20 protein-coding genes are annotated in these 24,619 nt (G+C 44.8%); 9 read left to right on the plus strand and 11 right to left on the minus strand.

Annotation, left to right across the window (positions count from 1 at the left end; translation table 11 throughout):
* Window positions 1-84: 84 nt before the first annotated feature.
* Window positions 85-2,025 carry a glucosamine-6-phosphate deaminase gene (nagB, locus tag IM792_RS00935; protein ID WP_347343794.1) on the plus strand — a complete coding sequence of 647 codons (1,941 nt, stop codon included), beginning with the start codon at window positions 85-87 and terminating at the stop codon, window positions 2,023-2,025.
* A 575-nt stretch (window positions 2,026-2,600) separates the two neighbouring features.
* Here the strand turns inward: nagB and IM792_RS00940 are convergent.
* From IM792_RS00940 to IM792_RS00960, 5 genes are all read right to left on the minus strand, one after another.
* A complete protein-coding gene (locus tag IM792_RS00940) occupies window positions 2,601-5,738 on the minus strand; it encodes a CusA/CzcA family heavy metal efflux RND transporter (protein WP_194099804.1) in 3,138 nt (1,045 codons plus the stop codon).
* Between the two features lie 57 nt (window positions 5,739-5,795).
* A complete protein-coding gene (locus tag IM792_RS00945; protein ID WP_194099805.1) occupies window positions 5,796-6,893 on the minus strand; it encodes an efflux RND transporter periplasmic adaptor subunit in 1,098 nt (365 codons plus the stop codon).
* A gap of 18 nt (window positions 6,894-6,911) precedes the next feature.
* Window positions 6,912-8,186 (minus strand): TolC family protein, encoded by a 1,275-nt coding sequence (locus IM792_RS00950; RefSeq protein WP_194099806.1) that lies wholly within the window; start codon window positions 8,184-8,186, stop codon window positions 6,912-6,914.
* 84 nt (window positions 8,187-8,270) lie between these two features.
* Window positions 8,271-9,641: an ATP-binding protein gene (locus IM792_RS00955; RefSeq protein ID WP_194099807.1), complete on the minus strand. Its 1,371-nt coding sequence runs from the start codon at window positions 9,639-9,641 to the stop codon at window positions 8,271-8,273.
* Window positions 9,642-10,325, minus strand: coding sequence for a response regulator transcription factor (locus IM792_RS00960; protein ID WP_194099808.1), 684 nt, complete (start codon window positions 10,323-10,325; stop codon window positions 9,642-9,644).
* A gap of 191 nt (window positions 10,326-10,516) precedes the next feature.
* Between IM792_RS00960 and IM792_RS00965 the strand changes: the two genes are divergently transcribed.
* The 3 genes from IM792_RS00965 to IM792_RS00975 all read left to right on the plus strand — a co-directional run bounded on the left by IM792_RS00965 (window position 10,517) and on the right by IM792_RS00975 (window position 12,894).
* Window positions 10,517-10,978 (plus strand): SRPBCC domain-containing protein, encoded by a 462-nt coding sequence (locus IM792_RS00965; protein ID WP_194099809.1) that lies wholly within the window; start codon window positions 10,517-10,519, stop codon window positions 10,976-10,978.
* A 12-nt stretch (window positions 10,979-10,990) separates the two neighbouring features.
* Entirely contained in the window at window positions 10,991-12,286 is a 1,296-nt protein-coding gene (locus IM792_RS00970) for an MFS transporter (protein ID WP_194099810.1), read from the plus strand.
* Window positions 12,287-12,372: 86 nt separating this feature from the next.
* On the plus strand, window positions 12,373-12,894 hold the full coding sequence (locus tag IM792_RS00975) for a DinB family protein (RefSeq protein ID WP_194099811.1): 522 nt from the start codon (window positions 12,373-12,375) through the stop codon (window positions 12,892-12,894).
* A gap of 119 nt (window positions 12,895-13,013) precedes the next feature.
* Here IM792_RS00975 and IM792_RS00980 read toward each other — a convergent pair whose 3' ends face one another.
* Window positions 13,014-13,367, minus strand: a complete 354-nt coding sequence (locus IM792_RS00980) for a hypothetical protein (protein WP_194099812.1) — start codon at window positions 13,365-13,367, stop codon at window positions 13,014-13,016.
* A 347-nt stretch (window positions 13,368-13,714) separates the two neighbouring features.
* On the opposite strand from IM792_RS00980, the gene IM792_RS00985 reads away from it, so the two are divergent.
* A complete protein-coding gene (locus IM792_RS00985; protein ID WP_194099813.1) occupies window positions 13,715-14,419 on the plus strand; it encodes an HAD family hydrolase in 705 nt (234 codons plus the stop codon).
* Window positions 14,420-14,708: 289 nt separating this feature from the next.
* Here the strand turns inward: IM792_RS00985 and IM792_RS00990 are convergent, their stop codons facing one another.
* From IM792_RS00990 to IM792_RS01005, 4 genes are all read right to left on the minus strand, one after another.
* A complete protein-coding gene (locus tag IM792_RS00990; RefSeq protein ID WP_194099814.1) occupies window positions 14,709-14,945 on the minus strand; it encodes an Atu4866 domain-containing protein in 237 nt (78 codons plus the stop codon).
* A gap of 11 nt (window positions 14,946-14,956) precedes the next feature.
* The gene (locus IM792_RS00995) at window positions 14,957-15,817 is read right to left on the minus strand and encodes an SDR family NAD(P)-dependent oxidoreductase (RefSeq protein WP_194099815.1); all 861 of its coding nucleotides are present in this window, start codon (window positions 15,815-15,817) and stop codon (window positions 14,957-14,959) included.
* A 26-nt stretch (window positions 15,818-15,843) separates the two neighbouring features.
* Window positions 15,844-16,674: an SDR family NAD(P)-dependent oxidoreductase gene (locus IM792_RS01000; RefSeq protein WP_194099816.1), complete on the minus strand. Its 831-nt coding sequence runs from the start codon at window positions 16,672-16,674 to the stop codon at window positions 15,844-15,846.
* An 86-nt stretch (window positions 16,675-16,760) separates the two neighbouring features.
* Window positions 16,761-17,666, minus strand: coding sequence for an AraC family transcriptional regulator (locus tag IM792_RS01005; protein ID WP_194099817.1), 906 nt, complete (start codon window positions 17,664-17,666; stop codon window positions 16,761-16,763).
* Between the two features lie 166 nt (window positions 17,667-17,832).
* Between IM792_RS01005 and IM792_RS01010 the strand changes: the two genes are divergently transcribed.
* Window positions 17,833-18,546 (plus strand): superoxide dismutase, encoded by a 714-nt coding sequence (locus IM792_RS01010; protein WP_194099818.1) that lies wholly within the window; start codon window positions 17,833-17,835, stop codon window positions 18,544-18,546.
* Between the two features lie 81 nt (window positions 18,547-18,627).
* Here the strand turns inward: IM792_RS01010 and IM792_RS01015 are convergent, their stop codons facing one another.
* Window positions 18,628-19,749 (minus strand): AI-2E family transporter, encoded by a 1,122-nt coding sequence (locus tag IM792_RS01015; RefSeq protein WP_194099819.1) that lies wholly within the window; start codon window positions 19,747-19,749, stop codon window positions 18,628-18,630.
* 135 nt (window positions 19,750-19,884) lie between these two features.
* Here IM792_RS01015 and IM792_RS01020 point away from each other — a divergent pair, with 135 nt between their 5' ends.
* From IM792_RS01020 to IM792_RS01030, 3 genes are all read left to right on the plus strand, one after another.
* Entirely contained in the window at window positions 19,885-20,277 is a 393-nt protein-coding gene (locus IM792_RS01020) for a group III truncated hemoglobin (RefSeq protein ID WP_194099820.1), read from the plus strand.
* A gap of 99 nt (window positions 20,278-20,376) precedes the next feature.
* Window positions 20,377-22,527 (plus strand): TIM-barrel domain-containing protein, encoded by a 2,151-nt coding sequence (locus IM792_RS01025; RefSeq protein ID WP_194099821.1) that lies wholly within the window; start codon window positions 20,377-20,379, stop codon window positions 22,525-22,527.
* Between the two features lie 32 nt (window positions 22,528-22,559).
* The gene (locus tag IM792_RS01030; RefSeq protein ID WP_194099822.1) at window positions 22,560-24,509 is read left to right on the plus strand and encodes a glycoside hydrolase family 97 protein; all 1,950 of its coding nucleotides are present in this window, start codon (window positions 22,560-22,562) and stop codon (window positions 24,507-24,509) included.
* The last annotated feature ends 110 nt before the right edge of the window (window positions 24,510-24,619 follow it).

The following is a 24,619-nucleotide window of genomic DNA, read 5'->3' on the forward strand; positions in this document are numbered from 1 at the left end:
ACGGTTTGAAAACTTTGTAAAAAATTTAATAAGTTTTATTTCATATTTAAAAAATATAAGTAAGTTTGTTTAATTTGTAGAGTAATCAAACAACAACCCCAATATATGTCACGACTCAATCTGCTTGAAGAAACCCGTTACGAAAAACTACCCGTTACGGTATTCCCTGATTCAACAGCTGCCTCAAATAGTGTTGCCGCCCGTATCGCCACGCTGATACGCGACAAACAAAGCCGTGGAGAAACCACCGTTTTAGGTTTGGCAACAGGTGCTACTCCTGTAAAAGTTTATAAAGAACTTATTCGCCTGCATAAAGAAGAAGGTTTAAGCTTTAAGAATGTAGTGACATTCAATTTGGATGAGTATTTCCCGATGCAGCCTGATGCCGAACAGAGCTATGTTACTTTTATGAAGCAACAACTGTTCGATCATATCGATATCGATGCGGCAAACATCCACATACCTGATGGTACTTTGGCCGAGGATGAAGTAGCACAATTCTGCATCAACTACGAGCAAAAAATTAATTCATACGGCGGGCTCGACCTGCAAGTACTGGGCATTGGCCGTACCGGTCACATCGGTTTTAACGAGCCGGGCTCAGCGCCAAACTCAGGTACCCGTTTGGTAACCTTAGATGACCTGACCCGCCGCGATGCTTCGCGCGATTTTGGTGGTAAAGAGAATGTGCCTACCAAAGCCATTACGATGGGTGTGGGTACTATATTCAAAGCCCGCGAGATCATTTTGATGGCCTGGAACCTTAAAAAAGCCAGCATCATTAAAAAAGCGGTTGAAGGTTCGGTATCATCTGAAGTACCGGCAACATACCTGCAACTGTCTGACAAGGTGGAGTTCATCCTTGATCAGGACGCTGCTGCCGAGCTTACCCGTTTTGATACACCCTGGTTAGTTCGTGATTGTGTTTGGGATATACAACTGATAAAAAAAGCTGTGGTTTGGCTTTCAAAAACCACCGGCAAGCCAATATTAAAGCTTACCGAAGAAGATTACAACAACAATGGTATGGCGCAACTGGCTATCGAAAAAGGGCCGGTTTACAACATCAATATTGATATATTTAACAAGCTACAGCATACCATTACCGGCTGGCCGGGTGGTAAGCCTAATGCTGATGACAGCCAACGCCCTGAACGTAAGGACCCGGCTAAAAAACGTTCTATCATATTCTCTCCGCACCCCGATGATGATGTTATCTCGATGGGTGGTACCTTCATTCGCCTGGCCGATCAGGGGCATGAGGTACACGTAGCCTACCAAACATCAGGCAATACTGCCGTTTGGGATGATGATGTGCTGCGTTTTATGGAGTTTGCCATCGATTTCAACAAGGCGCAAGGGCTTGATACCGCTTCGCTTGAAAATACTTATAAAGTAAGTCGTGAATTTATTGGCAAAAAATTGCCAAATCAGCCCGATCAGTTAGCTATACGTGAGGTTAAAGGCCTTATCCGTAAAGGCGAAGCTATCGCGGGTGCAAGATTCGCGGGTTTACCTGATGAGAATATTCACTTTCAAAACCTGCCGTTTTACGACAGACAGAAAACTAACAGCAATGTAAGTTTTGAGGATGACATACAACAAACCATTGAGTTATTACGTAAGGTAAAACCACAACAGGTATTTGCCGCAGGCGATTTTGCCGACCCACATGGCACACACAAAGTTTGCTTTGATGTGATCCTTGCTGCCTTACAGCGCCTTAAAGGCACTGAAGCCTGGGTTGACGATTGCTGGCTGTGGTTATACCGCGGTGCATGGCACGAGTTTGAGATACACGAAATACAAATGGCCGTTCCGCTTTCGCCGCAGGAGGTGATGCGCAAACGTTTGGCCATATTTAAACACCAGTCGCAAAAGGATCTGCCGGTATTCCCGGGTGATGATGCACGCGAGTTTTGGGTACGTGCCGAGCAACGCACAGCCGAAACTGCCCGCGCATACGACGAACTTGGCCTTGCCGAATACGAAGCCATTGAGGCCTTTGTGCGCTGGGAGTTTTAAAGACCTTTTTTTAGTTAAGGGGTTAATTAAAAAAGAAGCCGGGTGTTCAGCTTAATTGCAGAACCCCGGCTTAATTGTTTTGTATACCCCTCCTAAATCCTCCCCGAGGGTGAGGACTTTTAAACATTAATGTCATTTCGACGAGGTACGAGGAGAAATCTGTCCGCTTGTTTATGAACGTGTGCAGATATCTCGCTGGCGCTCGATATGACAAGTTTGAGAAAGAAATTAAATAGTAGGAAGTAACAGTCGGCGAACCCTCCCTAACCCTCCCATGGGGAGGGTATTAATATCTAAGCACCAAAAGCACAAACCGCAAATAACCTCTATTACCGGCATCAGAAATGCCCGGAGCAGCACAAGCCCTGCCAACGCAGAAACTTTCACCGGGCAGGGCGTAGCCGGCAGTTTTTCTTTGGTTACTTTCTTTTTTCTGCAAAAAAGAAAGTGACAACCACTAACGGTTAATAAAGCATATCCCTGTGCTCATGAGCAGTGAAAATGAAAAGTAAAAAAACGCCATAGCGAACTTCACTATGGCGTGGGGTATTTTGCTGATTACCGGCGCTAAATTACTATGAACTTATAGCGCCAATTTTTTTTAATAGTTTGCGGTTTTCACGCTTGTGGATAAGCTTGTATACTATGCCATAAATTACAGGCAATATTAACAAGGTAAGTATGGTTGAGGTAACCAAACCGCCTATTACCACTATAGCCAAAGGTTTTTGAGTTTCGGAACCTATGCCGGTTGATATGGCCGCAGGCATCAGGCCTATGGCTGCCATCAGGGCGGTCATTACTACGGGGCGTACCCTTGATATTACACCATCAAGCAAGGCTTGGTCAAGGTGCATGCCTTCCATCAGGTTTTTGCGGAATACCGATATCAGTATCACCCCGTTTTGTATACACACGCCAAACAAGGCTATAAAACCAATACCTGCCGATATACTGAAGTTAATACCGGTAATATGCAGTGCCAATATACCGCCGATGAGGGCGAAAGGTACGTTTAGCAATACCAGTATGGCATCCTTACTGTTACCAAAGGTTACAAACAATATCAGGAATATCACCAGCAAACAAACCGGGACTACGTTGGCCAGGGTATTTGAGGCGCGTATCTGGTTTTCAAATTCACCGTTCCAGGTAAATGAGTAGCCGTGGGGGAGTTGTACAGCTTTGCCCACTTTGGCTTGAGCTTCCTTAATGGTGCTACCTAAATCACGACCACGAACCGAGAATTTTACGGCAATATAGCGCGAGTTATTATCACGGTAAACAAATGCCGGGCCGGTGATCTCGCGGATGGTTGATATCTCCTTAATAGATATTTTTGAACCATTTAGGGTTGGTACCATCAGTCTTTCAATGTTCTCCTGCGTAGCACGATATTGCTTTTGATAACGTATACGGATATCGAACTTACGCTCACCCTCATATAGCTGAGTGGCTGCTTTACCGCCAATGGCCATCTCGATAACCGCGTTAGCATCAGCGGTTGATACGCCGTATAAGGCCATCTTACGCTGATCAAGCTCTATCCTGAACTCGGGCTGACCCAGATTGCGCAGTACGCCAAGATCGGTTACGCCATCTACATGTTGCAGTACCGACATAACGGCATCCGCCTTTTTATCCAGCACATCAAAATCGGCACCGAATATTTTTACCGCCATTGATGCAGGTACACCGGCCACAGCTTCAGATACGTTATCAATAATTGGCTGCGAGTAGTTAAACACGATGCCCGGGAACTGGCTCAGCTTTTTATCTATTTCGGCTATCAGTTCATCCTGGGTGATGTGGCGTTTCCATTGCTTTTTGGGCAATAGGTCAACCTGTATTTGTACGTTAAAAAAGCCTTTCGGGTCGGTACCGTCATTGGTGCGGCCAACCTGCGACAGGGTTTGCTTAACCTCGGGGAAGGTGGCCAGTATGGCGCGCATCTTATTAGTAACATTTACCGAATTTTCGAGCGAGCTGCTCATTGGCAATTGTGCTGATACCCATAGTGCACCCTCGTTAAGCTGCGGTAAAAACTCGGTACCCAATAACTTGGCCGACATAAAAGTTAACACCATGGCGCTCATAGCCACCAATAAGCTCAACTTTTGGTTACGATAGGTAAAGGTGAACATACGCTTAATGCCATTCTCAAAGAATAACACAATCGGGTTATGCTTTTCGCGAACGTTTTTGCGTAACAATACGCTTGATAGCGCAGGCACCAATGTTAGGGTGAACAGTAAAGCGCCCAACAACGCAAAGGCAAGCGTATAAGCCAACGGCGAGAACATTTTACCCTCTACCTTTTGGAAAGCGAAAATGGGTATTAAACAGGTAATGATAATCAGTTTGGAGAAGAAGATAGCCTTACCCATTTCTGAACCTACGTTTTTAAACAGACCCAGTTTGGCAAGCTTGTTGAATTTCTCCATACCAACCTCTTTGGCCTTATGATCAAGCGCTACAAAGAGGCCCTCAACCATCACCACGGCACCATCTATAATGATACCGAAATCCACCGCGCCCATTGATATCAGGTTGGCGGTCATGCCCTTTATCCGCATACAAATAAAGGCGAATAATAAAGCCAGCGGGATGATGATGGATACGGTAAGCGTAGTGCGCCAGTCGGCCATAAAAAGTAGTACCACCACGGTTACCAGCACAATACCTTCTAACAGGTTATGTATAACTGTTTCAGTACAAAACTCCATCAGGGTGGTACGGTCGTAAAAGGTATCTATCTTAACATCCTTTGGCAGTATGTTCTCGTTCAGATCCTGCACTTTATCCTTGATACGAACCAGTACATCAGCAGGGTTTTCGCCCTTACGCATAACTACGATGCCCTCAATAACATCATCCTGCTTATCACGACCAACCTGACCTAAACGTGGCAAGCCACTCTCTTTTATTACAGCTATGTTTTTGGCGAGGATAGGTACATTGTTTACATTTTTAACAATGATGTTCTCTATCTCGCTGATGTTATTGATCAAACCAATACCACGCACAACAAAGGCCTGATTGTTTTTTTCAATGATATCGCCACCTACGTTAATATTACTGCGGTTAATGGCATTATAAACATCCACCGAGGTAAGGCCGTATTTTTGCAGCAGCGATGGGTTAACGCTCACCTCGTAATCTTTTTCCTCACCGCCAAAGCTGTTAACATCGGCAACACCGGGGATGGCTTTGAACTGGCGGTCAAGCACCCAATCCTGAATAGCGGTAAGCTCGTGCAGTGATTTGGTACGGCTTTTCAGCGTGTAACGGAATATTTCGCCGGTTGGGCCGTAAGGCGGCTCAACTTCGGGCTTAACGCCGTCGGGCAATTCGGCATTGCTCAGGCGGCTTAATACCTGCTGGCGGGCAAAGGAATCGTCAACGTCATCATCAAAAATGATACGTACGTATGATAAACCGAAGGATGAAGTGGTACGCAGGTTCACCTTTTTTTGTACCGAGTTTAAAACGGTTTCCATGGGTATGGTCACCATTTTTTCAACCTCCTCGGCACTACGACCGGGCCATTGCGCTATAATAATGATCTGCGTATTGGTAACATCGGGGAATGTTTCAATAGGGGTATTGGTATAGCTCCATACACCCACAACAGCAAGCACGGCAGTTAAAAAGAACACCATGGCCCGGTTGCGCAGCGAAAAATATATGATGCTTTTAATGAATTTGTTCATTGTAGTAAATATTACGCCGGAGTTTTTGATACAGCGGCAGTGGTGCTCATCAAGCTATTATTCAGCTAATAGGGCGTTGTATAAAAACAATTGGTTTTTAGATATAATGCGTTCGCCGGGTTTCAGGCCGCCAGCTATGTAGGTTACGCTATCAACCGTTTTTACCGGGTTAACCTCACGTATCTCCATATCGCAACGGTTGTTGTAAACTACCACGTAATGCTTGCTGTTATCAAATATTACCGATGATGCAGGCAGCGCCACGGCGGTACCACTCTCGTTATTGGTAATAATTACGTTGGTGAACATTTCGGGCTTCAGCAACAAGTCTTTATTTGGTAGCGAGATACGTACGTTCATTACCTTGCTGTCCGGGTCGAGTACCGAGTTTACCAGGTCTATCTTACCCGTAAATACCTTATCAGGATAAGCGATGGTAGTTACACGGGCACTGTAGCCTTGCTTTACTTTGGCGATATCGCTCTCAAAAACGTTGGCGTTTATCCATACGTCCTTCATGTCTGATATGGTGAACAAGCTCTCGTTATTATCAGGCCTGATGAAGTTGCCCGCGGCAATGTTCTTCTCAACAATGTAGCCATCGCGTGGTGCACGAACAATCAGGGTACCGTTTGAGCTGGTATTGCCGCCACCGTTAATTGATATTTGTTGTTTTACCTTTTCGTCGGCAGCCTGGGCTTTGGCGTAATTCTCCTTAGCTTCGGTGTAATCGCGCTCGCTTGATATACCGTTCTTGTACAGATACTCGGCCTGTTCCAACTGGCGTTTGCTGATAGCCACATCGGCACGGGTTGATTGCAGATCGGTATAGTTACCGGCTACATCGGCACTGCGCAGTATGGCAAGCACCTGGCCTTTGCTAACCTTATCGCCAAGGGATACTTTAACATCGGTAACCTGCCCACCGGCAAATGGGAATACTTTTACCACCTTATTCTCGTCAAATGATACCTCTCCGGTTAGTGATAGTTCATCCTTAACCTGCGATACCTTAACGGTGTCGATCTTGATCATGCGGGCCATTGAATCGCTCACGCAGATCTTTTTGATTTCCATGGTGCCGGTTTTATGTTCCTCGCAGGCGCTCAGTGCAAAAACAAGGGCTATAGCGCTGTATGCTAATTGCTTTTTCATTTTGTATATATAATATTTTTATAGAGGATCAACTACTGTGGTGCCAACCGCGAAATTCAAATCGGCAATGGCTTTATTGAGGTTAAATTGCTGTTGTAATATCTTCAGCTTGGTGTCTTTATATGAGTCGAAAAAATCGACGAATTCAGGCAAACTGATCTGCCTCAGCTTAAAACCTTTCAGCATATTGTTGTAAAGCTGATCGTAGCGATCGTAAAAATCTGTTTCGCTTTGGCCAAGCAGTTGGTTGCTTAAGCGATATTGGTTAACTGCCGAGAATACATCGTTTTGCAATTGCAGGGCATTGTTTTCAACAATATATTGTTGGCCTTGCGCGGTTAGTTTAGCTGCCTTGATGTTGCCTTGATTACGGTTGAATAAAGGTAGTGGTACGCTGATCTGCAAGCCCACGTAGTGCGGCGCGTAGCTGCTGTTTTGATCATAAGCTACGCCAACAGTTACATCGGGCGATGCCAGGGCCTTTTGCAGGGCAATGTTATTGTTGCTTTGTTGCAGGGTATACTGGCTTGCCAGGTAATCGCCACGCAAGGTTTTAGCCTTTTCGGCAAGTTCGGCAGCGTTAAGTGAAACATCTGTAGTGTGGAATTTTATTTGCGGAGCGATGATTTTATCTGCCTGTATACCAAGTAATGTTTTTAGTTCGCTTTGTAATTGTGATAGCTGGCGATTATTCTCCACCAAGTCATTTTGCAGGCCGAATAACAGGGCCTTTAAACGTACCACATCTTTCAATGAGTTATTACCCGCGTCGTACGATTTTTGGATGGCGTTAACCAGGTTTTGTGCCGATGTAATTTCGTTTTGGTAAACCTTGCCTTGCTCTATCAGGTTTGATATCTGCGCAAAATCAAGCAGCATATTATATCGCAGGTTACGCAGCAGGTCATCAAACGCAGCTTGCTGAATGCTGGCGTCATCCCTGGCTATTTGCACTTGTTTACCGCGCTTGCCGGCAGTGGTAAATACCTGGCTCAGCTCAAGGAAAATTTGCCCGGTGTTTTTGCTGTGATCAAAGAACTTGCCCGAGTTGTCGGTAATGTTTTGATCGGTGCTTAGTACAGGGTTATCCCATAAACCCGCTTGTTTAATGAGTGCCTTGCTGGCATCAACATTATACTTTTGGGCAAGCATAGTGAGGTTGTTTTGTAAAAAAAGCTTTTCGCTATCCTTAAAGCTAAGCTTTAGTGTGTCGGTCTGGCTGTAGGCCTTTGGGGCGGCGCAAACTGCCAGTACGGGCAACAGTAATTTAAATAGGTTTTTATAATGTGCCATTTTGTATTCTGATCTTTCGATGAAACAAAATTATTTAGGGCGAATTGGAAGAGAATTAAACCCGAATTAAAAAGGGATTAAAATTTAGATTTCGCTGTTTTTAGCGAATTCAACGGCAAAAGTGCTGCCTGTTGAGCCATCAGATATTACCTGTATCCGGCCATTGCAAAGCTGAATGATCTTATCGGTAATATACAAGCCAAGACCGCTGCCCGGCTGTTTTTTAATATCACCGGCGCGGTAAAACGGGCGCAGTATCTTTTCGCGGTCAGCCTCAGCAATACCGGGACCGCTATCGGTTACGGCAACACGTACATTTTTTGCCGAAGCATTAAATTCTACAGTTACCGGCTTATTGCTTGAGTATTTATACGCATTCTCAATGATATTGTTCAGGGCGATGTAAAGCAGTGGTTTGTTGCCTTGTATTTCCAGATCGGCCTCATCATCAGGCATATTGCCAAAGGTGAGCATGAATTTACCGGCACCTTTCTTTTCTGTCCAGTAGTCGTGCAGTTCCCATAACAATTCATCAACACGCACCGCTGAAATTTTGGCCTGGGTGTAGTTCATATCCACTTGCGCCAGTTCCATCAGGCTGGTAATGGTTTCCTGCAAACGTTGGGCATCTGCGGATATGGAGGCTAAAATGCGCTCATATTCATCCGTGTTACGCGCCTTGGTTAAGGCAACCTCAACCTCGCCCATAATACTGGTAAGCGGGGTGCGCAGCTCGTGCGAGGCATTGGCCACAAAGGTTTGCTGTAATTCAAAGGCATTCTCTAAACGTTCTATCAGGCTGTTAAAGTTGCTGATCAGTTCGTCAATTTCATCCTTGTTTTTGGCTCCCTCAACACGCATATGCAGGTTGCTCGAGCGTATTTGCCCCATTTGCGTTATCACCCTTTTAATAGGGGCGAGGGCGCGGTTAGCGAATATCTGCCCCGCAAAAAATAAAACAGCGGTAAATGAGATGAACAGTATCAATGCAATATTGGTGAGCATAGCTATACGGTGCGGAAAACTACGGTCAAAAGCAGATACCAGTATCACGAAATCGCCTTGGTTATCATGGTATAGCTTACCTACCACCTGGCGGTCGCCATCCTGATATTTGAGGGATTTTTCTTTACGTACCTGCTCAATAATGGTATCGGTCCAAAAAATATTGTTGTGGGTATTAAAGGCCGATTTATTATCATCATCATACACCTTAATTACCTCGCCATGCAGTTTATCAAGGTAGCGCTGCTGTACCTGCATCAGCGAGTCGGCGTTGATCTCATCGGCCTTAAGGTAAAGTTGCGAGGCTACATTGGCACGGTCGGTAAGCCGGTCATAAAAATCCTCGCGCGAAAACGAATACACCGCCAGGTATACCGCCACCAGCACCAGCAGCAAAGCGCCCGAACTGATCAGCGTAAAATATAACGACAAGCGGGTTTTTATCTTCATTTACTGCTCCTTCAAAATATAACCCATGCCAATAACCGTGTGGATGAGTTTTTTATCAAAGCCTTTTTGAATTTTGTTACGCAGATAGTTCACGTAAACATCAACCATATTGGTTTGGGTATCAAAGTTTATACCCCAAACCTTCTCGGTAATGTACTCGCGCGATAGTAGTTTATTCGCGTTGCGGATGAATAGCTCCAGTAGGGCATACTCCTTAGCCGTAAGCGCTATTTGCTTGCCTCCCCGTTCGGCGGTTTTATCCCAAATATTGAGTTTCAGGTCGCTAAAATTAAGGTAGTGGCTCGCACCCTGGTCGGTTGGTTGCCTGCGGCGCATCAGCGCTTCAATGCGTGCCAGTAACTCCTTAAAATGAAAGGGTTTTACCAAATAATCATCGGCCCCGGCTTGCAGGCCGTTCACCTTATCGTCAATTGTGCCCAGGGCGCTAAGTATCAGCACAGGTGCGTCGGGTTGTTTTTGGCGTACCTGCCTGCAAAGCTCCATGCCGCTAAGCAGGGGCAGCATCATATCTAATATGAACAGATCATACTTGTTTTGCAGCATCAGGGTAAGCCCGGCCACACCATCGGCAGCAACATCAACGCTGTAGTTATGTTCTTCAAGCCCTTTTTTTATAAAGGATGAAACCTTTTCTTCGTCTTCAACTAAGCAAATGCGCGTCATATTCAATTAATCTGCCGGGTGGCGATGTGCAAGTTTAAGCAATAATGGCCTACAATAAAAAGTCTGTGCTTAATTATAAATTGCATGAGGGGCAATTTGGCATTATTACCCCCTCAATTGGTCGCGACCGCACCTGTTGTTTTTAACTTTTTGATGGTAAGTTTGTTGGAGTAAAATTAAATCTACCAGTTATGAGCACAACCGATTTTGAGATCAAAACCAATATTCAGATCAGCAAACCTGCCGCCGAAGTATTTGAAGCAATTGTTGACCCTGCAAAAATGTCGAACTATTTTATATCATGGGGCAGCGCCCGGTTAGAAGAAGGCAAGCAGGTAATGTGGAGTTTCCCGGAGTTTGAGGGAGAGTTCCCCGTTGATGTTAAAAAGGTTGAACCCAATAAACTGATAGCCCTAACCTGGGATGTTGAGCAGGTGCCTTTTTTAGTAGAGTTTTTGCTAACCCCACGCGGCGATAATGCTACCCAGATCACCATCACCGAAAAAACTACCGCTGCCGAACAACCCTCCATTCAGTGGCTTAAAGGCAACACCGAGGGTTGGGCAAACTTTTCGGCCTGCCTAAAGGCGTACCTGGAGTATGGCATCAACCTGCGCAAGGGTGCCTTTGATTATATGAAACAAGATAAATAGCCCTCGCACCAAATGAAAGCCTTTTATGCCACGCTGGCTAATTCGCTTGCCGCGTTTTTAACCAATACCTCGGTATGGTTCGCGGTAACGTTTTGGCTGTATCTCGAAACCAGATCGGTGTTTGCTACATCGGTAATGGCCGGGGTATACCTGGCTACGGTGGCATTTTCGGGCTTCTTTTTAGGCTCGGTGGTTGATCGGTATAAAAAGAAAACCTCTATGCTGCTATCCAGCGTGGCCTCGTTGATCTTGTATTCGCTGGCGCTCATTATCTACATCAGCACACCGGCCAAGGTATTTACCAACCCGGGCAGCGTGGTGCTATGGGTGTTTGTGGTGCTCAATTTGTTTGGGGCTATCGCGGGCAACATCCGCAGTATAGCGCTATCAACCCTGGTAACTATTATGGTGCCCGAACCAGATCGTGATAAGGCCAATGGTATGGTGGGTACTATCAATGGTGTATCATTCCTGATCTCCTCCATTTTTAGTGGCATGATCATTGGTTTTATGGGTGTAATGTGGATGCTCATCATCGCCATAGCTATAAAAATACTGGTGTTGCTGCATCTGTTCACCTTAAAAATTGATGAAAAGGGCATTATGCATATTGATGAGGCCGACACAAAAAAGATAGATATTAAAGGTACCATCGCTGCCGTTAAAAAAGTACCTGGCCTGTTCGGACTTATATTTTTCAATACCTTCAATAATTTTCTGGGTGGTGTGTTCATGTCGCTGATGGACGCTTATGGCCTGTCGCTGGTAACGGTACAGGTATGGGGTGTTTTTTGGGGTGTGCTGAGCACGGGATTTATTATAGGCGGCATTGTGGTAGCGCGTACAGGCCTGGGTAAAAACCCGCTTATTACGTTGTTTCGCTCCAATATAATCATGTGGACTATCTGCGTGTTCTTCACCATACAAGCCTCTATTATATTGCTGGGCATTGGCATGTTTGTTTACCTATGCCTTATACCTGTTGTTGAGGCTTGCGAGCAAACCATTATGCAAAAAATGATACCACCTGAACGGCAGGGCAGGGTATTTGGTTTTGCGCAAAGTATTGAGCAGGCGGCATCGCCCATAACGGCATTTATTATTGGGCCGGTAGCGCAGTTCATCTTCATCCCATTCATGACCAACGGCCGCGGTGCCGAACTGATAGGCCAATGGTTTGGTACCGGTGCCGATAGGGGCATAGCCCTGCTGTTTACCGTTACAGGTATTATTGGCCTGATGGTTACGCTTGCCGCCATGCGCACTTATGCTTACCGCAAGTTGGCCGGGCAATATGTTACGGTGTAGTTTTGTCCTGAATGGCCCTGCTTTGGTCTGTTTTACACATCACGCTCAGGTGTTAGTCAGGGTAAATTTGTATAAAAACAATCACCATGATACAAACAACTTTAACCAAGGGCGAAATGCTGCACGAATTGCAGGATATTCTCAATTCCTTTATTCATGAATTTGAAACCATTGATAAAAAGGAAGTTAACAAGGTGCCTTTCGCGGGTAGCTGGACGGCAGCGCAGGTAGCCGAGCACGTTAACCTATCGGCAAGCGGCTTTGCTGATATGATGCAGGGCCCAACCGAAGATACCAACCGACCGGCCGATGCTATGGTTGGTCAGCTACGCAGCATGTTCGGTAATATGGAGATCAAAATGCAATCACCGGATTTTGTAGTGCCCGAAGATAAACAGTACGATAAAGGCGAAAAACTCAAACAACTGGAAGATACCAAAGATCAATTATTCAACGCCGCGGCCACGCTCGATCTGGATAAAACCTGCACCGCATTCGCACTGCCTCAAATGGGGTATTTAACGCGTAGGGAATGTGTGGCTTTCGCGGCCTACCATACCAAAAGGCATATTCATCAGCTTAAAAAAATAAAAGCCGCCTTAGCCTAAGTGTGAATACTTAAGCGAAAAGTATGTGATATAAAGGTTTTAAGTACTACGCAGCAGGTAATTCCATCCTGCTGCGATAAGGTTTAGGTTTGAAGCCCCCGCTTTCGGGTAGTATTATACTATACCCTTGTGTGCATTGATGATAGAATAAGGTTATACTTCTCTAACAGATCAATGTATTTATTCTTCCAATCTCCTGATGCGGTATTGTTTGTATTTGCATTGTTTGAAGTGCGCATACGCTCATTGCTGAACATTTCAGCCGTAAAATAATGCGGAAACTCCACCGAAAAATCGTGATTGATGGATATGCCTATACGGTAAATAACGTTACTTTTTAAAAAAGGCGCTTCAAACCAGTTGTAAATGGTTCGGCGGTTTACACCCAATTCTAAGGCTAACTCGGTTAAACTAACCCCTCTTTTGCGCACAGCATGCTCAACAAGCTGCCCGTAATGACTAATGCTACTCATATGATAATAAATTTTTAGATTAAAAATTACAGGTAGGAGTGTTTAATACACTTAAAGCTTCTCAGAGCAACGGTTAATTCCGCTTAATAAAATTGCACTAAAACCGTCTGGGTTTTTAAATAGTATCAATAATGTGGATAACTATTTGTAACCTTTTTAATTTTATGTGAAATTCGTCTTTCCCTTCTACACACACAATACCCACTTTTGATGATTATTGAAAAAAGTTTGAGCAATTATGTGTCCATCGGGTCAATACTGTTCTGTTACTTAAATCGTTATCTTGCATTGCCTTTAACAAAAGCTCACTGAGGGTGCAAAAAAGGCGATATATTATTATTTGAACAATGATCTCAACTTCTGAATCTACCGGCATTAAAGTTATAGCATTTGATGCTGATGATACTCTTTGGGTTAACGAGCCATATTTCAGGCGTACCGAGGAGGAATTTTATAAATTGCTTAACGAGTATCTGCAACAACACGCGCTTGAGCGGGAACTGCTTAAAACCGAAATAGGCAACCTTAAATTATATGGCTACGGCGTAAAGGGTTTTATACTGTCGATGATTGAAACGGCCTTGCAAGTAACCAACAACACCATCCCTGCCGAGGTAATAGGGCAAATTATTGACTTAGGCAAGGCCTTGCTTGATGAGCCTATTGAACTGCTTGATGGGGTAGAAGAAGTATTGAGTGCCCTTAAAGGCCGTTACCGTTTAGTAGTAGCCACCAAAGGCGATCTGCTTGATCAGGAGCGTAAGTTGAAAAAATCGGGATTGAGCCATTATTTTCATCACATCGAGATCATGTCCGAAAAGGATGACGCCAACTACCTTAAGCTGTTAAAGCACCTTGACATTCAACCCGGCGAATTGCTGATGATCGGCAACTCCCTAAAATCCGACATTATGCCGATACTCAACATCGGCGGCTCAGCCATACACGTACCCTACCACATCACCTGGGCGCACGAGCAAATTGAGGATACCATTGATAGCGACAGGTTTGAAAGTATAGCGAGTATTAGGGAGATATTGGAGATGGTATAGTAGGTATATAAAATATTGTCATTCCGAACGAGGTACGAGGAGGAATCTGCCGCCTGGCTATAAACGCATACAGATTAAAAAAAAGTCACATCATTCTTGACGTGAATAAATATAAGTCCTCCCTCTCGGGGAGGATTTAGGAGGGGTTGTACGAGGAGCAATCTGCCACGTGACCATAAACGCGTACAGATTTCTCGCTGGCGCTTCGAAATGACAGGTCACATTCTCGCTAAAAGGCGTTTAAAACAAAAAGCCCCTCTCCTTTAGGAGAGGGGTTGGGGTGAGGCTTCTAATCCTGCTTATATAAAATCATTCCGGCATGGTATAATATACCGTTCCTAAAGTCGCCGGCGGCGGTAAAGCCGGTATCGTCCACGTATTCAATGTGGTCGCCTTTAAGGGTGTAGTTGCCCTGGTAAGCGCTTTCGCGGTCGCCGCGGGCTTCATCATATCGGCCGTTGGGTAACAGGTGGTGGCGTATGTAGCCATCTTTGGTTACCCATAAACCAGCATATTTGTTATCCATTTTAATTGCTTTTATTTATCAGCTGTTACAGCTTCAAAACCTGTTGAAATGGTTACCTCTTTCCAGGCTTCGAGCTCATTTTTAACATTTTCCATTTTTTTGTAGGCCAGGTTGTAAGCATCCTCACCTAAAAATAAATGTACCGGCGGGTTTTCAGCCTCGCTAACCTTGATCATGGCTAAGGCTGCTTTATCCGGATCGCCACCCTGGTTGCCGTTCATCTCATTCTCGTGGAAGTTTTGTGAATCGCGAACGCTTTTATAGGCCTCTATCGGGTTGGCTGGTACCGCCATTGAGCCTGATGTAAGGAAATCGGTGCGGAAATAGCCCGGAGATACCACGGTAGCGCTCAATCCAAAATCCTTGATCTCGGCCGCCAGAGATTCGGTAAAACCATGCACCGCGAATTTGGTAGCACAGTAAATACCAAAGCCCGGGAAATCGCCGCTAAAGCCGCCAATTGACGCGATGTTGAATATATGGCCCGAACCCTGAGCACGCAGGTAAGGCATAGCCTTACGTATAACGGTCAGTGAACCGAATACGTTTACCGCGAAGTTATCGTAAGCTTCGTCTTCGCTTAATTCTTCCAGGCTGCCAAGCATACCGTAACCGGCGTTGTTTACCACAACGTCAATTTTACCGAAGTGCTTAACCGCTACATTAATGGCATCGGCTACGCTTTGTTCGCTTTTAATGTTCATTTCGAGTGGTAAAAACTCGTCGTTAGGGTTGCCCACGGCCAGGTTAAGATCAGTGGCGTTGCGTGAGGTGGCGGCAACATTATAACCTGCTGCCAGTAATTGTTTTACCAGTGATAGCCCCAAACCTTTTGAGGCCCCGGTAACAAACCATGTTTTTTGCTTTTTCATTTTTGTATAGGGTGTTTAGTGTTTACTTAATAATCTGTTGATTTTGATAATGCTTCATGCTGTTTGAATTCTGTATTCAATCGTTCCAGTTTATCGTTAGCCCGTGCATAAGCGTCGCTGCCTAACAGTAGATATAGTGGTGGGTTTTCCAGGTTAACCAGTTCCATCATGGCCGTGGCTGCCTTGTCGGGATCACCGGCTTGCTCGCCGCTTAGTTTAAGGTACTTGGCATGTGTATCGCGCACGGCGGTGTAGGCATCAATAGTGTTGTTGGTGATGTATAGCGAATCAGGCTCCAGAAAGTTGGTGCGGAAAGCGCCCGGTGCTACAACTGTAGCCTTGATGCCAAACTCCTTAACATCGGCTGCCAAAACTTCGGTAAGGCCAAACACGGCATACTTTGACGCGCCATATATAGCCCAGCCGGTATTGGCGGTTATACCTGCTATTGATGATATGTTGATGATATGGCCTGAACCCTGCGCACGCAGGTAAGGCATAGCATGGCGGATAACGTTCAGTGTACCGAATACGTTAACATCAAAGCTTTGTCGGGTTTCGGCATCGCTAAGTTCTTCAATGCTGCCGCCAATGCCATAACCGGCGTTGTTAACCACAACATCAATACGGCCAAATTTATCAATGGTGCTTTTTATGGCTGATGCTATGGCTGCTTCGTCCTTAACATCGGCTTGCAGGGGCAAAAAGTTATCATCAGCCCCGGCTGCGGCAACCAGCTCAACAAGTTTGCGTGAGGTGGCAGCTACGGCATGACCGGCTTTTAAAAGGTTTTTTACAAGTGAAAGGCCTAAACCTTTTGAGGCCCCGGTTATAAACCATATTTGTTTGTTTTGCATGGTGCTGTTTTATTATTTGTACAGCACAAAGGTAATATGGCCTTAAAGGGGAGCGATAGCGTTAATCAAACCAAAACTTACAAAATTCACACATTGCGATATGCGGATGGTGTTATCTGTGTTTGCTTTTTGAAAAAGTTGTTAAAGTGTGCCGGTTCATCAAAGCCGAGGGTATAACTAATTTCGGATATGTTCCAGTTGGTGTGCTTTAATAATACACGTGCCTCGTTAGCCAGGCGCTCAAAAATATGGCTTGTGGTGGTACGCCCCGTAGTTTGGCGAATTGCCCTGTTAAGGTGATTAACGTGTACAGATAGCTTATCGGCAAAATCATTAGCCGAACGCAGGGTGAACCGCTGCGATGTTGACTCGATAGGGAATTGCCTTTCCAGCAATTCGGTAAATATAGATGTGATGCGTGAGTTAGCATCGGGGTGACGGTACAGTGTTTCGGTAGGCTGAAGCTTTAAGGCGTAGTGTATCACCTCGTTAACATAGTTGTTAAGCAGGTCATACTTAAAACGATAGTCGGACGCTATTTCGCCAAGCATCTTCTCAAATATCTGTGATACATCGTTATACTGCTCATCAGTAAGTACGTACGATGGTTTTCCGCCAGGCATGAACATCGGCAGATCATTAATGTTACTGCGCAGGCGCTCAGTAAAAAAGCCTTCCTTGAATATGCAGAAAAAGCCCTTCATATCGTCGGACATGGACTCGAACGTGTAAGGTACATTCGGGTTAAAAAACATCAGGGCCTTGCCATCAACATCCACACTTTTATCGGCATAGTGATAGCGGCATTTGCCGGTAAACAGGGTTACCTTAAAATAATCACGGCGCGAATATTTAACCGGCGCTTTGTTAGGCCCGTGGCAATCCTCCAAACGGAAAACGTTGAAATGCCCGATATCCTGACTCAGATCATCAGGCAACCAGTTGAACTTCTGTTTGTAAAAATCCTCTAATGATTCTGTAACGGCTGTCATACTGCAAACTTACATAATTCAAACTATCAAATGCAAGGTATGGTTTGCGGGGTAGTGTAATTTTTGTAACAACATTGCAATAAGCCCGAATTAGTAACATCAGTTTAAACATCGGCATAATATTAATTGTTAAGTTAGCAGTGTTCAAATTCATAATTAATACATCATGGAAAACAACAGCCGTCGTAAATTCATACAAACCTCGCTTGCCGCTACTGCCGCGGTAACCGTAGGTAATTCATTTATTGCAAACGCTATAGCCGGCGAGCCGGAAGCTGCCGCCTTTGCCTTTAAGCAAGTGCCGCTGCCTTTTAAGTACGCCGACCTTGAGCCAAGTATTGACGCGCTTACTAACGAAATACATTATACCAAGCACCACGCCACGTACATTAAAACTATTAATGAGCTGATTGTTACTGACAAAATACCTTACAAAACCGAAAAGGAGTTTTTTGCCAATGCTTCAAAATTATCGGCAAAGGCGCGTAACAATGCCGGTGGTGCCTGGAACCATAACTTTTTTTGGGAGAGCCTGAAAGCGCCGTCAACTGCCGCGCCAAACGGTAAGGTAGCTGATGCCATTAATGCTTCATTCGGCTCGTTCGATAAATTTAAGGCTGAGTTTACCGATGCTGCTACCAAACGTTTTGGCTCGGGCTGGGCATGGCTGGTAAAGGATGGCAGCAAACTTAAAATAGGATCAACAGCTAATCAGGATAACCCATTATTTGATAACGCCGAAATTAAAGGCACACCGCTTTTAGGGTTAGACGTATGGGAGCATGCCTACTACCTGAAATACCAAAACAAACGCCCCGACTACATCAACGCCTGGTGGAATGTAGTGAACTGGGATGCTGTAGCTAAGAGGATGGTTTAGGTTAGTAATTGGAGGTTAGAGGTTGGTGATTAGTTTTACTAAAATGCAAATCACAAACCTCTAATCTCTGACTACCAATCACTACTCCTTAAACACCCCCGGTTTATCCGGTACATTGCGTTTTTTGCGGAATGCAGCGAATCTTAATGGGCTTTGAGTGGGGCGTTCGTCGCCTAATAGTACGCCCCATTGTTTAAATTGGTCTGATCGATCAAATACTATCTTTAATACCGCTATTATCGGCAAGGCTAAAAACATTGCCGATATGCCTCCCATAGTTCCCGCCAGTATTACCCCGACGATGGCGGCCAGCGCGTTTATCTTCACCTTTGAGCCTACAATGCGCGGCATCAGTATATTGTTATCTAAAAACTGAACTACGGCTATGGCTCCCAGTACAATAAATATGGGTAATACCTCCTGCGATGATGCCAGTGTGAGTACTACCCCCAATACGTTGCCAATTAAAGCGCCCAGATAGGGGATAAGATTCAGGAAAGCGAATATCACCCCAATCAGCAGCGCGTGTTTTATACCGAACAGGAACAAGATGCCACCAAGCAATACGGTGATATAGGTGATCTGTATCAGCAAACCTATCAAATAACTTTTAATGATGCTTTCGGTAGCGCGCATGCCTTCTTCTACTTTTTTGTGATGGGCAGGCTCAAACCACATAAAAATGAAGCGCAGCAACAGGTTTTTATAAAGCAGTATCAGGTATATATAAATAGGCAGCAAGCCAAAAAACAGCAGTATGTTACCTACTGAACCAGCCATGCCGCTTAAAATATTCCCGGCCGAACTAAGCAGCTTGTTACTTTGCTCATCTACAAATTGAAGCTGATCCTTAGCCGAATAATTAAATTCAGAGGCTATCCACTGGCTTAATGAGTTGAGGTGCTTACCCACATTCTTTTCTATCTGCGGAAAATCAGCGATCAATGAGCCCACCTGTGCCGAAAAGAACCAAACTATCAGCCCTAAAAAGATAAAGAGCAGTAGTATCGGTAAAAATATGGCTAATACTTCGGGTACCTTTAACTTCACGAAAAAGCGCAATACAGGTAACAGCATCAAACTGATGAAGAATGCCATCAGCAAAGGCATGATCAGGTTTTGGCCGATGATGAACAATGCGCCAAGCAAGGCCAGTCCGAGTAGTTCTATCGATCGTTTTACTGTGATAGGGATGTCTTTCATAATATTTACTTAAATCTATAAGCGCATAACCTTACATTTTGTTTACGCAATAACATGAATACTTAAACACTTTTGTGAGTGATTATTGCATTAGTATAACAGCGACAAATAATACATTATTTATTTTTGTTGAACATGGCAGCAGATAAGGACATATTTAACCTTGACGATATAAAGCAACTGGTTGATACCTTTTACAGTAAGGTGCAAAGCAACCCGCTTATCGGGCCTGTTTTTAACGAGCGTATAAAGGACAGATGGCCGCAGCATCTCGAAAAAATGTACAGTTTTTGGCAAACCGTGCTGCTGGAAGAATATACCTATTTCGGTCGCCCGTTTCCGCCCCATGCGCAGCTACCTGTTGAGCGCGAGCATTTTGAAACCTGGCTTGATCTGTTTAAAGAAACCGTTGATGAGCTTTTTACAGGAGATAAAGCCACCGAGGCTAAATGGCGGGCCAACAAAATGGCCGAAATGTTCCAGATCAAAATTGCTCATTTCCGCAACTCAAACCATAATATTCTATAAACAGGGTAGCGGTTAGCAAAATCGTTTTTTCATAAATTTTTAAACTAAATATTTTTATCTGTATGTTTAACAGCTAACCACAGCCAGTTAAATATGCCTATGACTATTCGTAAACGCGAGTTTTTTTGCTTGCTTACTGTTTTTCAACTTACTATGTCTGCTGTTTTCGCGCAGCAAAGGCAAATAACCGAGGTAGCGCCGGGTGTAAAAAAAATAACCATTGGCCAAACCGATCAGTTTAGCCCATATAGCTTTTGTGACGAAAAGCCCCAAGTGGCTACCATGCAAAAACTGCCCGCGGGTAAACTCCCATTCAACGTAAATGATATCGCCATCAATATTACCGATAGGGGTGTGTTAATTGAAATTCCGTTAGATGATAAGGAGCAGCTTTATGGTTTCGGTTTACAAATAGGTTCATTTAATCAGCGAGGGCTGCGCAAAAAACCTGTGGTGAATGATAATCCGTCGAACGATTTGGGTTATACCCATGCGCCCACAACTTTTTATGTATCAAACAAGGGTTACGGCATATTGGTGAATACATCCCGCTATACTACTTTTTATTGTGGTACTACGGCTAAAAATGTAAACGATGTTAAAACTGCCGCGCAAAGTAATGGCGGTAACTCGGTTGATGAACTTTATGGCAGCAAGGGCTCGGCGGCGGGTTATGTATCAGCTGATGTGCCGGGAGCCAAAGGCATTGAGATATTTGTTTTTGAGGGCCCTGATATGCTGAGCGTAATGCAGCGCTACAACCTGTTTTCGGGAGGTGGCGCTTTGCCCGCCATTTGGGGACTGGGAGTGAAGTATCGAGTTAAGGCGGATTTTAAGCAGGATCAGGTTGAAAAAATGGCCGCTTACTTTCGTGATAACCATATCCCTTGCGATGTGCTTGGCCTTGAACCACGCTGGCAAACGGCCGCATATTCATGCTCCTATGTATGGAATAAGGACTTTTTCCCTAATCCGCAAAATCTGATCGATAGTATGAAACAGCAGGGTTTCCACATCAACCTGTGGGAGCACGCTTTTGTAAACCCAAGTTCACCTATATATGGTCAGTTAAAGAATAAATCGGGTAACTATTTGGTGTGGAATGGCCTGGTACCCGATTTTGCCGATAAGCAAGCCAGTAAAATATTTGCCGATTATCATGAGAATACCTTTGTAAAACAAGGCATATCCGGCTTTAAAATGGATGAGTGCGATAACTCGAACCTGAACTACGGCAGTTCAACCTGGAGTTTCCCGGAGCATAGCCGTTTCCCTTCGGGATTGGATGGCGAGCAGATGCACCAAGTTTTTGGCTTGCTGTATCAAAAGGCCATTTACAACGTTTATAAGCAAAACAATATCCGCACTTATCTGGATGTTCGGGCATCAAGCGCGTTCGCGTCATCGTACCCGGCAGCGCTGTATAGCGATACTTACGATCATAATGAATATATCGGCATGGTGGTAAACTCAGGCTTTTCGGGTTTGATCTGGTCGCCCGAGGTGCGTGAATCAAACACGGTGAAGGATTTGATGCGCCGAAGCCAAACCGCCGTGCTATCGGCACAGGCCTTGTATAACTCATGGTACCTGCAAAACCCGCCGTGGTTACAGATAAACAAAGCCAAAAACAACGATAACGAGCTAATGGCCGATGCCAAACAGGTTGAGGCTGATGTGCGTAAGCTGCTCAATTTTCGCATGAGTTTGGTGCCATACCTGTATAATGCTTTTGCTGAGTATCATTTTAAAGGTATACCGCCGTTCAGGGCGTTGGTGATGGATTATCCACAGGATGAAAAGGTATTCAACATAGCCGACGAGTACATGATAGGGCAGGGTATTTTAGCCGCCCCGCTTACCGAGAAGGCCGACGAACGCAAAGTATACCTGCCTGCCGGTACCTGGTATGATTATAACACAGGCAAAAAAATGGAAGGCGGCAAGGAATACACCATCAGCACCGCGTTTACCGATCTCCCCATTTTTATAAAGGAAGGTACAGTATTACCAATGGCCAAACCGGTTGAGTATATAAAACCTGATACCCAGTTTGAAATTACCTGCTATGTGTATGGCGACAAAGCCACAGGCAATTTGTTTGAGGATGACGGCACCACCTTTGGGTACGATAAGGGCACTTATAACAACATCAGCCTTAATTATACCGGTAGCAAAGGTAAAGCCGCACGCTCCGGTAGTTTCAAAAACAAGCGGATCATCATCAAAAAATGGGAGGTGGTTAAATAATCCTATCAACATACATCACAGTTAAATACAATATGAAGAAACAATTTTTACTAACCTGTTTACTGCTCTCGGCAGGTGCAAGGCTGATGGCTCAAACCATCGATCTTACCTCACCCGATAAAAAGATCAAACTAACGGTCGACCTGAAGGATCGTATCAACTATTCGGTTAGCGTTAATGGCGATGCGTTGCTTAGTAACTCCTATTTGCAGCTCGATCTGGGCAAGCAAAAGCTGGGCGAAAAACCAAAGCTGTCAAAAAAGTCCATTACATCGGTAAATACGGTTTTGCACCCCGTAGTGTCGTTAAAAAATAGCTCGGTGCCCAATAATTATAATCAGTTAAGGCTCGATCTTAAGGGCGATTATGCCGTAGAGTTCCGTGCATACAATGATGGGGTGGCTTATCGTTTCATAACCAATAAAAAGGATTCGATAGCGGTTACCAATGAGGATGTGCACCTGAATTTTAATGATAACGTGGAGGCATCGTACCTGGAAACGGGCAGCTTTAAAACTGCTTACGAAATTTTGTATCAGCGCAAACCACTGGCCGATGTGGATAAAGGCAAAATGAGCGTGCTGCCTATTTTGTTTGATAACAAGAAATACAAGGTGCTGCTATCTGAGGCTGATCTGTACGATTACCCTTGCCTGTTCGTAAAAACTACCGGCGATAAAACCGTTGATGCCATATTCCCGAAAGCGCCGCTGGCCTTTGGTCCGGATGGCGACCGTAGTTTAAAGATAGAGAAGGAAGCGCCGTACATAGCCAAAACCTCGGGTAAACGTAATTTCCCGTGGCGTTTTATGGTGATCACCGATCAGGATAAGGAATTGGTGGCAAACCAGATGGTGGCTCGCCTGTCAACCCAAAATCAACTTAAGGATACCCAATGGATAAAACCCGGCCAGGTTACCTGGGAGTGGTGGCACAATGCCTACGTGTATGGTGTTGATTTTAAATCGGGCTATAACCAGGATACGTATAAGTACTATATCGACTTTGCATCAAAATTCGGCATTCCGTATATTATTATGGATGAAGGCTGGGCTAAAACTACCGAAAATCCTTTTGAGCCAAACCCGACCATTAACCTGCACGAGCTGATTGATTACGGTAAAAAGAAGAATGTAAAAATCATCCTTTGGTTTACCTGGCTATCGGTTGAAAATCACTTTGATATATTTGAAACCCTGAAAAAATGGGGCATAGCCGGTATGAAGATCGACTTTATGGATCGCAGCGACCAATGGATGGTTAACTACTATACCCGCGTGGCTAAAGAGGCGGCCAAGCATCAAATACTGGTTGATTTTCATGGCGCGTTCAAGCCTGCCGGTTTGGAGTATGCTTACCCTAACGTACTATCGTACGAGGGGGTTATAGGTATGGAGCAAAACATAGGTGGCGGTTTGGCCACGCCCGATAATAACCTGTATCTGCCGTTTTTGCGCAATGCCGTTGGCCCGATGGATTATACACCGGGTGCCATGCGCTCGGCCCATAAAAAGGATTATAAACCAACCTGGGTAAACACCATGAGCATTGGTACACGCGCGCATCAATTGGCCATGTATGTAGTATTTGAAAGCGGCTTGCAGATGTTGGCCGATAACCCATATAACTATTACCGTGAGCCCGAGGCCATAAAATTCATTACCAGCGTACCCGTAACCTGGGATGAAACCCGTGTGCTTGATGCTTCGCTGGGCGAGTATGTGGTTACCGCGCGCCGTAAAGGCGGTAAGTGGTTTGTGGGCGCTATGGCTAATGGCAAACCGCACGAACTGACCATAAATACGAATTTCCTGAAAGCGGGCGTTACATATAACATCACCCTGATAAAGGATGGCGTAAATGCCGATTTTCAGGCGATGGACTTTAAACAAGTGGTTAAAACCTTCAAAGCCGGTGAGGCTATTGACATAAAAATGGAGGCCGATGGGGGCTGGGTTGCCCGTATTGAACCTGCTAACTAAACTGTAGCAGTGAAGTTACAAAAAGGAGGTAGGGCGGTGGCTCTGCCTCTTTTTATTTATTTTTTGTCAGTTAGACATTTATTATAACTTTACAGCTTTGCAGTTTAAAC

The organism is Mucilaginibacter sp. JRF, assembly GCF_015223065.1.
Lineage (GTDB): Bacteria > Bacteroidota > Bacteroidia > Sphingobacteriales > Sphingobacteriaceae > Mucilaginibacter.